Annotated in this window: 14 protein-coding genes; 8 read left to right on the forward strand and 6 right to left on the reverse strand. The window is 72.1% G+C overall.

Features of this window, described 5'->3' with window-relative positions; genetic code table 11:
* Positions 1–22 precede the first annotated feature (22 nt).
* From ACZ7OH_RS00600 to ACZ7OH_RS00610, 3 genes are read right to left on the reverse strand one after another with little or no spacing between them, the layout of a single operon-like run.
* Entirely contained in the window at positions 23–1,090 is a 1,068-nt protein-coding gene (locus tag ACZ7OH_RS00600; protein WP_470278920.1) for a sugar ABC transporter substrate-binding protein, read from the reverse strand.
* Entirely contained in the window at positions 1,087–1,860 is a 774-nt protein-coding gene (locus tag ACZ7OH_RS00605) for an SDR family NAD(P)-dependent oxidoreductase (protein ID WP_470278921.1), read from the reverse strand. The genes ACZ7OH_RS00600 and ACZ7OH_RS00605 overlap by 4 nt, the downstream gene beginning before the upstream one ends.
* Positions 1,857–3,179 carry an enolase C-terminal domain-like protein gene (locus ACZ7OH_RS00610; RefSeq protein WP_470278922.1) on the reverse strand — a complete coding sequence of 441 codons (1,323 nt, stop codon included), beginning with the start codon at positions 3,177–3,179 and terminating at the stop codon, positions 1,857–1,859. The genes ACZ7OH_RS00605 and ACZ7OH_RS00610 overlap by 4 nt, the downstream gene beginning before the upstream one ends.
* Positions 3,180–3,360: 181 nt before the next feature.
* On the opposite strand from ACZ7OH_RS00610, the gene ACZ7OH_RS00615 reads away from it, so the two are divergent.
* Positions 3,361–4,221: an amidohydrolase family protein gene (locus ACZ7OH_RS00615; RefSeq protein ID WP_470278923.1), complete on the forward strand. Its 861-nt coding sequence runs from the start codon at positions 3,361–3,363 to the stop codon at positions 4,219–4,221.
* Positions 4,222–4,305: 84 nt separating this feature from the next.
* On the opposite strand, the gene ACZ7OH_RS00620 is transcribed toward ACZ7OH_RS00615, so the two are convergent.
* Positions 4,306–4,635 (reverse strand): expansin EXLX1 family cellulose-binding protein, encoded by a 330-nt coding sequence (locus ACZ7OH_RS00620; protein WP_470278924.1) that lies wholly within the window; start codon positions 4,633–4,635, stop codon positions 4,306–4,308.
* On the opposite strand from ACZ7OH_RS00620, the gene ACZ7OH_RS00625 reads away from it, so the two are divergent.
* Positions 4,634–5,884, forward strand: coding sequence for an FAD-dependent monooxygenase (locus ACZ7OH_RS00625; protein WP_470278925.1), 1,251 nt, complete (start codon positions 4,634–4,636; stop codon positions 5,882–5,884). The genes ACZ7OH_RS00620 and ACZ7OH_RS00625 overlap by 2 nt on opposite strands.
* The gene (locus ACZ7OH_RS00630) at positions 5,868–6,587 is read left to right on the forward strand and encodes a TetR/AcrR family transcriptional regulator (protein WP_470278926.1); all 720 of its coding nucleotides are present in this window, start codon (positions 5,868–5,870) and stop codon (positions 6,585–6,587) included. Before ACZ7OH_RS00625 ends, ACZ7OH_RS00630 begins: the two co-directional genes overlap by 17 nt.
* 12 nt (positions 6,588–6,599) lie before the next feature.
* Here the strand turns inward: ACZ7OH_RS00630 and ACZ7OH_RS00635 are convergent, their stop codons facing one another.
* Positions 6,600–7,274: a TetR/AcrR family transcriptional regulator gene (locus ACZ7OH_RS00635; protein WP_470278927.1), complete on the reverse strand. Its 675-nt coding sequence runs from the start codon at positions 7,272–7,274 to the stop codon at positions 6,600–6,602.
* Between the two features lie 57 nt (positions 7,275–7,331).
* On the opposite strand from ACZ7OH_RS00635, the gene ACZ7OH_RS00640 reads away from it, so the two are divergent.
* From ACZ7OH_RS00640 to ACZ7OH_RS00660, 5 genes are all read left to right on the forward strand, one after another.
* Positions 7,332–8,120: an alpha/beta fold hydrolase gene (locus tag ACZ7OH_RS00640; protein ID WP_470278928.1), complete on the forward strand. Its 789-nt coding sequence runs from the start codon at positions 7,332–7,334 to the stop codon at positions 8,118–8,120.
* On the forward strand, positions 8,117–9,013 hold the full coding sequence (locus tag ACZ7OH_RS00645; protein WP_470278929.1) for an alpha/beta fold hydrolase: 897 nt from the start codon (positions 8,117–8,119) through the stop codon (positions 9,011–9,013). Before ACZ7OH_RS00640 ends, ACZ7OH_RS00645 begins: the two co-directional genes overlap by 4 nt.
* Positions 9,010–10,485 (forward strand): FAD-dependent oxidoreductase, encoded by a 1,476-nt coding sequence (locus ACZ7OH_RS00650; protein ID WP_470278930.1) that lies wholly within the window; start codon positions 9,010–9,012, stop codon positions 10,483–10,485. Before ACZ7OH_RS00645 ends, ACZ7OH_RS00650 begins: the two co-directional genes overlap by 4 nt.
* A complete protein-coding gene (locus tag ACZ7OH_RS00655) occupies positions 10,482–11,762 on the forward strand; it encodes an amidohydrolase family protein (protein ID WP_470278931.1) in 1,281 nt (426 codons plus the stop codon). The genes ACZ7OH_RS00650 and ACZ7OH_RS00655 overlap by 4 nt, the downstream gene beginning before the upstream one ends.
* Before the next feature lie 199 nt (positions 11,763–11,961).
* Positions 11,962–13,821, forward strand: a complete 1,860-nt coding sequence (locus tag ACZ7OH_RS00660) for a glycoside hydrolase family 44 protein (RefSeq protein WP_470278932.1) — start codon at positions 11,962–11,964, stop codon at positions 13,819–13,821.
* Positions 13,822–13,847: 26 nt separating this feature from the next.
* On the opposite strand, the gene ACZ7OH_RS00665 is transcribed toward ACZ7OH_RS00660, so the two are convergent.
* A complete protein-coding gene (locus ACZ7OH_RS00665) occupies positions 13,848–14,753 on the reverse strand; it encodes a hypothetical protein (RefSeq protein ID WP_470278933.1) in 906 nt (301 codons plus the stop codon).

Below are 14,753 nucleotides of genomic sequence, written 5' to 3' on the forward strand. Positions count from 1 at the left end.
TTCGGTTCCTCTCCGCGGCGCTTCAGCTCTTGCTGTTGCCCCACAGGGACTGGTCGTCGACCTTGACGCTGCTCACCGGCCCGAACGCGGCACCGTCCGCGGTGACCAGCGGCGCGGCCAGCTGGTCCTCCATCAGGCCGTCGCGGACCTGGATGATCGTGCTGTCGTGGTCGGTCTTGCCCACCGCCGGTGTCTTGCCGGCGATCGCGTCCTTGACGTACTGCAGGGCGTACTTGGCGAACAGGTCCGCGGGCTGGGACACGGTCGCGTCCATCTCGCCGGCCCGGATCTTGGCCAGCTCCTCGGGGATGCCGTCGTTGGACACGATGAAGACGTGCTTCGGGTCGCTCGCCGGGACAGCGAGGCCGCGCTGCTTCAGCAGCTGCAGCGTGCCGGACAGCGCGAAACTGGACTGCATGTAGACGCCCTTGATGTCCGGGTTCGCCGTCAGCCGCGTCTGGAGCTTTTGGGCCGCGGTGTTGGCGTCCCAGTTGGTGGCCTCGCCGAAGACCGTGATGCCGGGGAAGTTCTTCTTCATGCAGTCGTTGAAGGCTTCCGTGCGGTCGCGGCCGTTGATCGACGCGAGGTCGCCCTGCAGCATGACGACCTTGCCCTTGCCGCCGAGCTTGGTGCCGAGGAACTGGCAGGCCTTCTCGCCGTAGGCGCGGTTGTCGGCCCGCACGACCATGTAGACGTTGCCCTGGTCGGGGCGGGTGTCCACGGACACGACCGGGATCTTCTTCCCCGCGAGCTGTTGCAGGGTCGGGATGATCGCCGCGGTGTCCTGCGGTGCCATCACCACGCCCTTGACGCCCTGGCTGATCATCGTCTGCACGTTGGCCGTCAGGTTGGCGACGTCGTTCTGCGAGTTGGTGGTCTTGAGGTCGAGGCCGAACTGCCCGGCGAACTGGGGCACGTACTTGATGTAGGCGTTCCAGAAGTCGGTGTCCGAGCGCGGGTAGTCGACCCCCACGACGGTCTTGCCCCCCGAAGCGGCGGTCGAGCCGCCGCCGCTGCAGCCGGCCAGTGCGGCCGCGGTCAGGACGCCGGCTGTGACGACAGCGGCGGCGCGCAGGTGCTGGAACTTCATGACCTCTCCTCGTTGACAGGTTTCGGGCGGAGCCGCAGGCCGGACATACCGCCGTCCACGGCGAGATCGGTGCCGGTGGTGGCCCCGGAGTCCGGGCCGGCCAGGTAGCAGATCGCGGCGGCGACCTCGTCGGCGGTGACGAGCCGGCCGGAGGGCTGGCGCGCGGCGAGCGCGGCCAGCTCGGCTTCGGGGTCCTCGGCGGTGGCCAGCAGCCGGTCGATCCACGGGGTGTGCGCCGTGCCGGGATTCACGCAGCAGACGCGGATCCCTTCGGCCAGGTGGTCGGCGGCCAGCGCGCGGGTGAGCGCGAGGACCGCGCCTTTCGTGGCGCTGTAGAGCGCCCGTTGCGGCAGCCCGGCGGTCGCCGCGATCGAGCAGGTGTTCACGATCGCCGCCGCGGGTGACGCGCGCAGGTGCGGCAGAGCCGCGCGGGTCACGCGCACCATGCCGACGACGTTGACGTCGAAGACGCGGTGCCATTCGGCGTCGTCGTTGTCCTCGACCGTTCCCTGGGCCCCGATCCCCGCGTTGTTGACGAGGACGTCCAGGCCGCCGAGGTGCTCGACCGCGGCGGCGACCGCGGCTCGCACCGAACCGTCGTCCGCCACGTCGGCCCGCACCCCGGTGAGAGTTGCCTCGACTTCGTCGTTCAGGTCGAGGCAGACGACCCGCGCGCCGCGCCGGGACAGCATCCGCGCCGTCGCGAGCCCGATCCCGGACGCCCCGCCCGTCACGACGGCCCGGACGCCGTCGAACTCCCCGCCGGTCACGCGACCACCACCGCATCCCGCTGCCAGACCGGTCCGTCGGGGAACCGGTACCGCGCAATGGATTCCGGGTGCAGCCGCGCGCCGAGGCCCGGCTCCCGCGGAGCCAGGTAGCGGCCGCGCTCGATGCGGACCGGGTCGACGAAGTGCTCGTGCAGGTGGTCCACGTACTCGATGACGCGGTCGGTCTGGGTGCCGCTCACCGCGACGAAGTCGAACATCGCCAGGTGCTGCACCATCTCGCACAGCCCGACCCCGCCGGCGTGCGGGCACACCGGGACGCCGAACTTCGCGGCCAGCAACAGGATCGCGATGTTTTCGGTGACCCCGGCGACGCGGCTCGCGTCGAGCTGGAGGACGTCGATCGCCTCCGCCTGCAGCAGCTGCTTGAACATCACCGCGTTGTGGGTGTGCTCGCCGGTGGCCACCTTGATCGGCGCCACCGCCCGGCGGATGGCGGCGTGGCCGAGGACGTCGTCGGGTGAGGTCGGCTCCTCGATCCAGTACGGGTCGAACTCGGACAGGGGTCGCAGCCATTCGATGGCCTGGCCGACGCCCCAGGCCTGGTTGGCGTCGATGGCGATCCGGACGTCCGGCCCGACGACTTCGCGGGCGAGCCGCAGCCGGCGGACGTCTTCGTCGAGGTCGGCGCCGACCTTGAGCTTGATCTGGGTGAACCCGTCCTGGACCGCCTCCTTCGCGAGCGCCGCGAGCTTCTCCGGCGAGTACCCGAGCCAGCCGGGAGTCGTGGTGTAGGCGGGAAAACCGGTGTCGAGGAGTTCGGCCTGGCGGGTCGCGCGGCCGGGTTCGGCGCGGCGGAGGATGTCGAGGGCTTCCTCGCGGGTGAGGGCGTCCCGCAGGTACCGGAAGTCGACCAGGTCGACCAGTTCCTCCGGTGGCATCTCGGCCAGCAGGCGCCAGACCGGCTTGCCTTCGCGGCGGGCCCGCAGGTCCCACGCGGCGTTGACGATCGCCGCCGCGGCCATGTGGATCGCGCCCTTGTCCGGGCCCAGCCACCGGAGCTGGCTGTCGCCGGTCAGCCGGCGGGAGAACGCGCCGAGGTCGGCGAGCGCGTCGTCCACCGGCATCCCGACGACGAGGGGCACGAGCGCCCGGACGGCGGCGACCTCGACGTCGTTGCCGCGGCCCACGGTGAAGGCCAGCCCGTAGCCTTCGTCACCGGCGCTCGTGCCGATGGTCACGTAGGCCGCCGAGTAGTCGGGCTCGGGGTTCATCGCGTCCGACCCGTCCAAGCTCAGCGAAGTCGGGAAGCGCACGTCGACGGCGTCGATGCCGCTGATCACTTCGGCCAACGTGCCCACCTCTCATCCGGCCAGACAACATATGTATGGCTACGCGTCGGCACGCGGATTGTCCAGAGTCGAGCCACAATATGGCCATGACTTGGACTGAGCGTTATCAATGACTACATTCCGCGCTTTTACATATGATAAGTCACTTGGGCTTTGAGCGAGACATCATATGTCTGTTACGGTCCCCGCCATGCGCTTCCCCCTCGACCCGGCCGGCGGGCGCGTCGACGCGCACCACCACCTGTGGCGCACCTCCGCCCGGCGCCACGCGTGGCTGGACGGCGACGACACCGCGGCGATCCGGCGTGACTACACGACGGCCGACCTGCGGGCGGCCGCCGCGGGGATCGACGCGACGGTGCTCGTCCAGGTCCTGCCCGACCTGGACGAGTCGATCGAGTTCCTCGCGACCGCGGCCGCGGAGCCGCTCATCGCGGGCGTGGTCGGCTGGGTCGACCTCACGGACGCCCCGGCGCGGGACATCGAACGGCTGCGGTCGGCGCCGGGCGGCGAACTCCTGGTCGGTATCCGCCACCTCGTCCAGGCCGAGCCCGATCCGGGTTGGCTGGTGCGGGAAGACGTCCTGGCGGGGCTCGCGGCCGTGCGCGACGCCGGGCTGGTGTACGACGTGCTCGTGCGGCCCCACCAGCTCCCGGCGGCCACCGCGGCGGCCCGGGCGCTGCCGGACCTCACCTTCGTCCTCGACCACCTCGGGAAACCCCCGGTCGCCACCGGCCGGCTCGAACCCTGGGCGACCGAGCTGGCCGCCCTGGCCCGGGAGCCCAACGTCGTCGCGAAGCTGTCCGGTCTCGTCACGGAAGCCGACCGGAATTGGCAGCCGGCCGACCTGCGGCCGTACACGGAGACGGCGCTCACGACGTTCGGCCCCGACCGGCTGATGTCGGGCTCGGACTGGCCGGTGTGCCTGCTCGCGGGGTCCTACGCGAAGGTCATGGAGGCCGCGGACAGCCTGCTCGACGACCTGACCCCGCCCGAGCGCACCGCCATCCGCGGCGGCACGGCTGCTCGCGTGTACGGGCTGCCGCGATGACCGCCGCCACAACGGCTTCGAGCCGCCGCCCGCGCGGACTTCCAGCCGGGCGACCGGGTTGCGATGGTCGATCACCTGGATGCCTCACCAGTTCTGCGAAGAACCGGTCTTGTAGCGCACGGAGATCCGCTTCGCCGACGGCGCGTCCACCAGCTTCCAGGTGACCGGGACCTCCCCCCGGTCGCGCGCCCCGAGGCGGTCGAACGCCTTCGGGTTCAGGTCCAGCTGCCCGACCCGGCAGGGCGCCGGGCAGAGGTTGGTGATCCGCACCGTCACGCTCGCGCCCCCGGCCGCCTGGATCCGGACGTAGGCCCCGCACGCTCGGGAGCCTTCGAAGTCGGCGACGTTCGAGCAGACGTGATCCAGACCACTAACTGACCAACTGACCAATCCGGTCAGTATGGTCGAAGCCATGAACGACACCACCACACGCCGGGTACTGGTCGTAGGAATGGGCGTCAGCGGGATCGCGACGGCGGCGCGGTTGCGGGCCGCGGGCTGGACGCCCGTGCTGATCGAACGCGCGCCGGGGCGTCGGTCCGGTGGCTACTTCGTCGCCCTGTTCGGGGCGGGCAAGGCGGCGGCCACGCGGCTGGGCATCGGGGCCCACCTGCACGACCGCGGCAGCCCGCGGCCGCCGGTGAACCTCGACCGGAACGGGCGCCGCCGGCCGAGCGCGGGCTTCGGCGACCTGCCCGGCAAGCCGTGGCTGATGGTGCGCGGGGACGCCGAACAAGCCGCCTTCGAGGTCCTGCCCGACGACGTCGAAATCCGCTACTCCACCGTGCCGACCGCGATCGAGCAGGACGGCGGCGGGGTCGACGTCACCCTGCGGAACACCGAGAGCGGCACCGAGGTCACCGAGCGGTTCGACCTGGTCGTCGGCGCCGACGGGCTGCGCTCGACCGTGCGGTCGCTGGTGTTCGGCCCGCACGAAGACCACCTGCGCCGCCTCGGCTACATGGTCGTGGCCTTCGAGTACGCCGGGACCCCGGCCGGCCTCGACCCCGGCCAGGGCGCGACGCTGCTCGAGCCGGGCCGGTCGATGTGGGTCTTCGCCTTCGCCGACCACAACCCCACGATCATGCTGACCTACCGCACCGACGACGTCGACGCCGAGTTCACCGCCACGCCCGCGCAGCGCGTCCGCGCCGCCTTCGGTCCACAACCCTTGCGCGGCACGCTCGCCGACGTCGTCGACCACCTGGAGTCGGCCGACAACGCCCTCTTCGACTCCGTGGAGCAGGTGCGGATGCCGCAGTGGCACCGCGGACGCGTCGTCCTGGTCGGCGACTCCGCCTGGTGCGTCACGCTCTACGCGGGCATGGGGGTTTCGTCCGGCCTGACCGGCGCCGACCTGCTCGGCACGATGCTCGAACGCCACGACGACGTCGGAACCGCGTTGACCGAGTGGGAACGCGCCCTGCGCCCCTACATCGACCACTACCAGGACGGCGCGGCCGGCGACCGCAAGATCTTCATGGCCGACAGCCACCCGGAGATCGTGTTCCGCCGCACGCTCCCGAAACTGGCCAAGACCCGGCTCGGCGGCCGCCTGCTCGAACGCGTGATGCGCGTGGACGACATCGAGAAGTTCAAGAACGCCGATATCGTCGGACGCGTACTCGAACCCGGAGGGACCAACGTTGCCGGATCTGCCTGAACACAGCTCGCCCAAGGCGGCGCGCATCCTCGCCGCCGCGGGCGAGCTGCTGCTCGCGCGCGGCAGCAAAGGCGTCACCATCGCCGACGTCGCCACCCGGGCCCACATCGGCAAGGGCACCGTCTACCTGTACTGGAAGACGAAGGAAGACCTCCTGCTCGGCCTGGTCAGCCGCGACTTCATCGCGCTGGCCGACGACGTCACCGAAACGGTCACTGCCGACCCCGACCTCGCCCGGCCGTCCCGGCTGCTCCCCGACATGCTGGCCACCGCGGCCCGGCACCCGTTCGTCGACGCCCTGCGCCGCGGCGACGACGGCCTCCTCGGCGCGCTCACCGACGACCCGCGCTCGGCGAAGCTGCTGGAGACCCTGAGCCCCGACGCGATGATGTACGGCGTGCTCCCGATCTGGCGCCGGCACGCCCTCGCCCGGACCGACTGGCCGCTCGCCGAGCAGGCGCTGGCCCTCCACGCCCTGCTCACCGGCTTCCTGAAAGCCCCCGCACCGAGCCGGTTCCGGCCGGGGCCGGTGGTCCCGGAGGAGGTCCTCGCCAAGGCGGTGACCGCGTTGCTCGGTCCGGAGCAGGCGACGCCGGCCCAGGTCCGGGCGACGGCCGCCGAAGGCCTCCAAGCCCTCGCCGACGCTCGCGTGACAGCGCTCGAGCTCATCGCCGCACCGGCGATCCCGGCCTCCGCGAACTGAGATCCGCGCCGGTCAGCGGGCGCGCAACCGGCGCAGGCCGTCGACGATCAGTTCCAAGCCGAAGGTGAACTCGTCCGCCAGCGGCACCGGCAACGAGTCCGCGACCGCGTGCGTGGCCGGGAACTCGGCCGGCGGCAGGTCGTGGAAATGCGTCGACAAGCGTTCTCGCTCGACGTCGCTCCCGGATCCGGTGAGCTGGATGGCGAAGCCGAGGACATACCGCGCGAGGGTGGCGTAGGCGCGCGCGGCGAGGTGCGGCGGGAGCCCGCCGTCGAGCAGGACGGCCAGGCAGCGTTCGCGCAGCACCATGGCGTTCGGTCCGGTCGGGGTCTGCTCGATCAGCAGCGGGGCGATCTTCGGGTGCCGGCCCAGCGCGTCGAACATCGCCCGGGCGACGGCCTGGCAGGCCTCGTCCCAGCCCAGCCCGGCCAATGACCGGGGGTCGAGCTCGACCTCGCCGAAGACCCGGTCGATCACCTGGGTGATCAACGCCGCCCGGTTGCCGAAGTGGCGGTAGAGCGTGGCCGTGCCGGATTCGAGCCGCTGGGCGAGGGTCCGCATGGACAGCGCCTCGGCGCCTTCCTCGTCGACGAGCCGCAGCGCCGTCGCGAGGATGCGGTCGAGGGGGACGGCGGGACGGCCGCGCGATCGGCGGGCGGCCGTGGCCGGCGAGGACGAGCTTGTCACCCCGTGAGTATGACCGGCGTTGACACGCCGATGAATAACGGCAACACTGTTGCCATTATGGAGAGCACCCAGTCGCTGGCGGTCGACGGCCAGCACATCCACTACGTCCGCGCAGGTCAGGGGCCCGCGGTGGTCCTGCTGCACGGCAGCGGGTCCTCGCTCGAGGGCTTCGGGCGGGTGGCGGAACTGTTGTCGGCGTCCCACGACGTCATCCGCCCGGACCTGCCCGGCTTCGGGCGCACGGGACCGCGGCCCGACCGCGACTACCGCGTCCGGACCTCCGCGCGCACGATCGCCCGCTTCACGACCGCGCTGGGCCTGCCGCACTTCGCGGTGGCCGGGAACTCGCTGGGCGGCAACATCGCGTGGAACCTGGCCCTGGACGCCCCCGAGCGGGTGGACGCGCTGGTCCTGGTCAACGCCACCGGCTACCCCGGGAAGACCCTGCCCGCCGGGTTGCGCCTCGCCCGGAATCCCTTGCTCCGCCCACTGCTTCGGCGCTGGCTGCCGCGCGGCGCGACCGAACGCGGGCTGCGGGAAGCCGTCGGCGCGAACTCGGCCGTCGTCGACGACGCCATGGTCGACCGGGTGCACGCGCTGACGAGCCGGCCGGGGAACCTGTCGGCGTTCGTCGACTTCGCCAACACCGACCAGCCGGACCGCAGCGCCGAGATCCCGAAGATCGCCGTCCCGACCCTGGTCCTGCGCAGCGCCGAGGTCGACGGGCAGCACTTCGCCCGCGACATCCCCGGCGCCCGGGAGCGCGTGCACGCCGGCGGCGGGCACCTGCTGCCGGAAGAAGACCCGGACTGGGTGGCGACGGCGATCGCGGAGTTCCTGCGATGAGGTACTTCGTCGCGTCCGATGAGGACCGCCGGCTCGACGCGGCCACACGGCGAACCCTGCGCGGCAGCTTCGTTTCCCTGTCCGACGGCGTGACGCACTACGAGCTCGCCGGTCCCGAGGACGGCGAACTCGCCGTGCTCGTCGGCGGCATCACGATCCCGCTGTCCTATTGGGACGGACTCGCCGCCCGGCTGCACGCCCGCAGCCTGCGCACCCTGACCTGCAGCGCCTACGGCCGCGGCTACTCCGACCGCGTCCGGGGCCGCTACGACCAGGCGTTGTTCGTCCGGCAGCTGGCCGAGCTGACCTCGGCGCTGGACCTCACGACGCCGCGGCACCTCGTCGGCACGTCGATGGGCGCCCTGGTCGCGATGGCCTACGCGAACCGGTACCCGGAAGCGGTCGCCACGCTCACCGTCGTCGGACCGGCCGGCTTGGGCGAACGTCCGCGGCCGCACCGGTTGCTGCGCAACGACGTCGTGGCCGGGTTCGTCGCCCGGCGTTTCGGCCGCCGGTTGCTGGAAGACCACCTCGGGCACAACGTCCGCGACCCCGGGCTCTCCGCCCGGCTGGTCGCCATGGTCCGGGACGCCTACCGGTACGAAGGCTCGCTGTACGCGTTTTTCCAGACCCTGCAGGGCTTTCCGCTGTACGAGCGGCAGGACCTCTTCCGCCGCACGGGAGAGCTGGGCCTGCCGGTCCTGCTGGTGTGGGGCGACGACGACCGGGTCACCCCGGTCACGCACCTCGACACCGTCGTCGAGCTGCTGCGCCCGCGGCACACGCACGTCATCACCGAATGCGGCCACATGGTCCCCTTCGAACGGCCCCAGGACGTCGGCGACCTGGTCGCGTCATTCGCCGTTCCCCACCCCGATCGGCTCGAACCGTGAACGAACCCCTCGACGTCCTGATCGCCGGCGCCGGCCCGACCGGCACCACCCTGGCGATCGACCTCCTCCGCCGCGGCCTGGCCGTCCGGATCGTCGACAAGGCCCCGCACTCCTTCGCGGGCTCCCGCGCGAAGGGCATCCAGCCGCGGACCCTCGAGGTGTTCGACGACCTAGGCGTGCTCGACGACGTTCTCGCGGGCAGCAGCGACTACCCCCGCCTCGGCATCCACCTGGGCCCGGTCACCGTCCCGTGGCGGATGTTCCGCGACCGCGAACCCAGCGCCGACGTGCCCTACCCGAACACCCGGCTGATGCCCCAGTACCGCACCGACTCCGTGCTGCACGACCGGCTCGAGCAGCTCGGCGGCCGGGTCGAATACGGCCGCGAACTCGCCGGGTTCGACCAGGACGACACGACGGTCACCGCCACCGTGACCGGGGCCGGCGGCCCCGGACGGATCACCGCCCGCTACCTCGTTGGCGCCGACGGCGGGTCCAGCGCCGTGCGCAAGCACCTCGGCGTGGGGTTCGTCGGCGAGACCGACGACCAGGACCGGATGCTCATCGTCGACGCCGTCACCACCGGCTTGTCCCGCGACCGCTGGCACGTGTGGCCGGGGGCGAAAGGTCGGTTCGCCGGCGCGTGCCCGCTGCCGCACACCGACCTGTTCCAGTGGATGATCCGCCTGGCCCCGGACGAAGAACCACCCGACGGTGAGGAAGCCGTCACCCGGCGAATCCGGGCCCACACCCGCGACCGGCACCTCGCCGTGCACGACATCCGCTGGCGGTCGGTGTTCCGGCCCAACATCCGCCTCACCGAGGCCTACCGCCGCGGACGGGTCTTCCTCGCCGGCGACGCCGCGCACGTGCACACCCCGGCCGGCGCGCAGGGCCTCAACACCGGCATCCAGGACGCCTACAACGTCGGCTGGAAGCTCGGCCAGGTCCTCGCCGGAGCCGACGCGCGGCTGCTCGACAGCTACGAAGCCGAACGCCTCCCGATCGCGGCCGGCGTGCTCGGCCTGTCCACCGAGAAGTACGAGGGCTTCGCCAAGCTCGACCCGTCGAGCCTGCGCCGCGGCAAGGACGAACAGCAGCTGTCGCTGACCTACCACGGCGGCCCCCTCGCCTCGGCCGGCCGCGACCGCACCAAGACGCTGCGAGTCGGCGACCGGGCACCGGACGCCGCCCTGCCCGGCTCGCGGCTGTTCGACACCTACCGGGGACCGCACTTCACCTTGGTCGCGTACGGCCCGAAGGCCGCCGCGGCGAGCGGCGAACTCGACTGGCCCGCCGCGGGAGCCCCGCTGCGACGGATCACCATCGAGGCCCGCGACAGCTACGGCTTCGAGGGCGACACGCTGCTGCTCGTCCGGCCCGACGGCTACCTCGGGCACATCGCGACCCGCGACTTCCTCGAGTCGACCCGCGCCGCCGTGCGCACCATGACTCCCGAGGTGGCCGGATGAACCGCGTCCTGCTGCGCGGCGCGCAAGTCATCACCATGGCACCGAACCGGCCGGACGCCGAGCGCGCCGACGTCCTGATCGAAGGTGACACCATCGCCGCCGTCGGCGACGGACTCGACACGACCGGCGCCGAGATCGTCGACGTGACGGACCGGATCGTGGTGCCCGGACTGGTCAACGCCCACCTGCACACGTGGCAAACCGCGTTGCGCGGCGCGGGCGCCGACTGGACGCTGGCGGACTACCTCGGCCGCGTGCACGGCGCCGTGGCCGAGCACTACCGGCCCGAGGACATGCGCATCGGCACCCTCGCCGGCGCATTGAGCCAGCTCGACCGCGGCACCACCACCCTGGGCGACTGGTGCCACAACACACCCACCCCGGACCACACCGACGCCGCGCTCGACGGCCTCGCGGCCGCCGGCGTCCGCGGGGTGTTCCTGCACGGCACCCCGTACTCCGCGGCCGGCGCGGCGCACCCGGTGAGCGAGATCGATCGGCTGCCCGGTGGACCGCTGCTCACCATCGGCATGGCCGTCCGCGGGCCACAACTGTCCACTCCGGACGCCGCGGTCGCCGACTTCCGCGCCGCCGCCGAGCGCGGCCTCGTCGTGTCGATGCACCAGAGCGGCGGAGCGCCCGGGCCGGCGTGGGCCGCGGTGCGGGCGGCCGGGCTGCTGGGCCCCGGCACCAACGTCGTGCACGGCGCCGGGCTGACCGACGACTGGCTCGAGGCGCTGGCCGAAGCGGGCGCGAGCATCACGTGCACGCCCGAGAACGAGCTCGGCCAAGGCCACGGCACCCCCGTCACCGGCCGGCTGCTCCGGCTCGGCGCCGCACCGTCCCTGGGCACCGACACCGACGCCGTCACCCCCGCCGACGTGCTCTCCGCCGCCCGGATCGCGCTGGCCGCCCAGCGCGGTCACGACCACGAGCGTCACCGGCAGGAAACCGGCTCGCCCTCCCTCACCGCGACGATCACCGCCAGGCAGGCGCTGGCCTGGGCGACGGTCGAAGGCGCGCGAGCACTCGGCCTCGCCGACCGCGTCGGCCGGCTCGAGGCGGGTATGCAGGCCGATCTCGTCGTCATCGACAGCTTCGGACCGGATCCGGTCGCGGCCGCGCTGTACGCGGGTACGGGCGACATCGAAGCGGTCATGGTCGCCGGGCGCTGGCGCAAACGCGACCACACCCTGCTCGACGTAGACCTCGACGCGGTCCGGGAACGATTGCGGGAATCCGCGGCCCACCTCCTCCCCCACGCCCGGTCCCGGTGAAACTTACACGCGGAACCGCAAGCGAAATCGTCGACGCCTCCGCCTTCCGGCCCAACGGCAAACGTTTGCCGGAACGCGGTGCCTGGACGTTCGTCCCACGCCACTCCACCATGCTGTCGGCAAGGAAACCCAGGCGTGGGAGGCTTTCGTGACGGCTGCTCGGCGATGGCGGAAGCGACGAGCGGTCATGGTGACCGGCGTGGCCACTTCTCTCGTGGCGGCGACGCTCACGGCCCCGCCGGTCTCGGCCGCGACCGGGCCCGCGCTGGCGATCGACGTCTCCGCCGCCCGGCACCCGATCAGCCCGGACATCTACGGCCTTAACGGCGGCGATCCGGCGTTCAACGCCGAAATCGGCCAGACGGTCGCGCGCTGGGGTGGGAACGCCACCAGCCGGTACAACTTCAAGAACCACACCTACAACACCGGCAGCGACTGGTACTTCGAGAACATCGTCGCCGACCAGGAACACTCCGTGGAAGGGATGGCCGGGTCCGCCCTCGGCCGCGGCATCAAGCCGGTCGTCACCGTGCCCCTGAGCGGGTGGGTGGCCAAGGATTCGCCGTCATCCCACCCGTTCGCCTGCGGGTTTCCCGCGACGCGGTATCCGCGGCAGGACAGCTTCGACCAGTGGGACCCCAACTGCGGCAACGGCAAGCTCGACCAGCAGAACCTCACCGGCGACCCCACCGCCACCTCCATCAGCACGGACGCGGCGTTCGACGGCGAGATGGTGTCGCACCTGGTGGACCGGTTCGGCACCGCGGCGCGGGGTGGCGTGCCGATCTACGAACTCGACAACGAGCCGGTGCTCTGGTCCAGCACGCACCGGGACGTCCACCCCCAGCCGGTCTCGGACGACGAACTGGGCGGCAAGGGCACCGCGGCCGCCGCCGCGATCAAGGCCGCCGACCCCACCGCGGCCGTCCTCGGCCCGTCCGGCTGGGGGTACTGCGAATGGGTCGCGTCCGGAGTGGACGGTTGCGGACCGGGCGCCGACTCCGCCGCGCACGGCGGCCTCAACCTCTCCCAGTGGTACCTGAAGAACATGAAGGACTACAGCGACGCCCACGGCGGCAAGCGCTTCCTCGACTACTTCGACCAGCACTTCTACCCGCAGATCAGCGGCGACAAGACCCCCGAGGCCAACGCGCTGCGGCTGCGGTCCATCCGGTCGCTGTGGGACCCGGCCTACGTCGAGGAGTCCTGGATCGGCCCGAGCGGCGTCAACGCGCCGCCGCTGCAGTTCATCCGCACGATGAAGTCGTGGGTCGACCGGTACAGCCCCGGGACCAAGACCGCCATCACCGAGTACAACTGGGGCGCGCTGGACGACATCAACGGCGCGCTGGCCGAAGCCGACATCCTCGGCGTCTTCGGCCGTGAGGGGCTCGACCTCGCCACGATGTGGGGCGAACCGAAGCCGACCGACCCGGGCGCGTACGCGTTCCGGATGTACCGGAACTACGACGGCGCGGGCAGCCGGTTCGGGGACGTCAGCGTGTCCGCGACCGCCGCCGACCAGGGCCGGCTGGCCGTGTACGCGGCGCAGCGGTCCGCCGACCAGGCGCTGACCGTCATGGTCGTCAACAAGACCGGCGGCGACCTCACCTCGCCGCTGACGGTGGCCGGGTTCGACAACGCCGGTGCGGCGCAACGGTTCACCTACAGCCCGGCCGATCTCGGCGCCATCGTGCGCGGCGACGATCTCCCGGCGGACAACGGCCGGATCGACGCGACCTACCCGGCGAACTCCATCACGCTGCTGGTCCTGCCGGCGGCCGGGTGCTCGGCGAGCCTCCACGTCAACGGCGGCTGGGACACCGGGCACGTCGCGACGGTGACCGTCACCAACGACCGCCGCACGCCGATCACCGGGTGGCGGGTCGGCTGGACCTGGCCCGGCGACCAGCGGGTCACCAACTCGTGGAACACCACCCTGAAGCAGAACGGCGCGAGCGTCGTCGCCTCCGACGCGGGTGGAACGGCCGGATCGGGCCGGGCGGCAGCACCACCTTCGGGTTCCAGGCGACCGGGGCGGCACCACCACCGACGCTGACGTGCGCGCCTGCCTGACCAGGCCGGTCAGCGCGGCACGACCAGGGAGGCGCTGCCGCCGGGCCCGGTCGCGGTGATCCGGACGGTCACCGTGTCCGGCCCGCGGACGACGGTGATCCGCCAGCTCCGCGGCCACCCGACGTCGAGCGTGCTCGTGGCCTGCCGGACGAGGTCGGGAACGCGGTCGGCCGGGATCTCCGCGCGGCCGGCCAGGGACTCGATGATCGCGCGCAGCTCCTCCGCGTCCGGGGCGGACTCCCGCGGGCCGACGGTGACCGTGCTGGAGCTCGAGGACGACGGCGGCGGCTCGACCGGCTCCGGGGTGAACAGCTCGACGCGGAACAGGCCGAGCACGACGGCCGCGCCGAGCAGCAGCCCGGCGAAGGCGGCGAGCGCGAACCCCCACCCCTCCGGTGGCTCCTGGACCAAAGTGGACTCGGGCGCGGACTGGACGACCGCGTCGGCCGCGCGACGCTCCCACTCCGCCGGCGGCGACGGGACGACCTTGCCCCGCCACGGCCGATCCGGCGGGTACTCGACCACGAGGACGTCACCCGGGCGGTAGCGCGGGAGGTCGACCAGGTTGACGTGGTGGGTGATCCCGGTGCGGAACGACGGCACGTCGCCGGGGGCGATCGTGAGGACCAGGTCGACCGGGACGTCACCCGTCTCGGTGCCGCCGGCGCGCAGGCTTTCGATTCTGGCGAGCGCAACGCGCGGAACGACGATCGCCTCGCGGGCCCGTCGCGGCATGCCCGCGACGAAGAGCAGGACGCCGTAGCCGATGGGCAGTCCCAGGCCGAAGAGGATCAGCGGGACCTTCTCGAGCACGATCCCGGTGACGAACGCGCTCAGCGTCACCCCGGTGACACCGCCGCCGAGCAATCCGCGCACGAGAGAGAGCGGACGGACGGGATCGGGTGTGGTGGACAT

Source organism: Amycolatopsis sp. NPDC114478 (assembly GCF_055633805.1).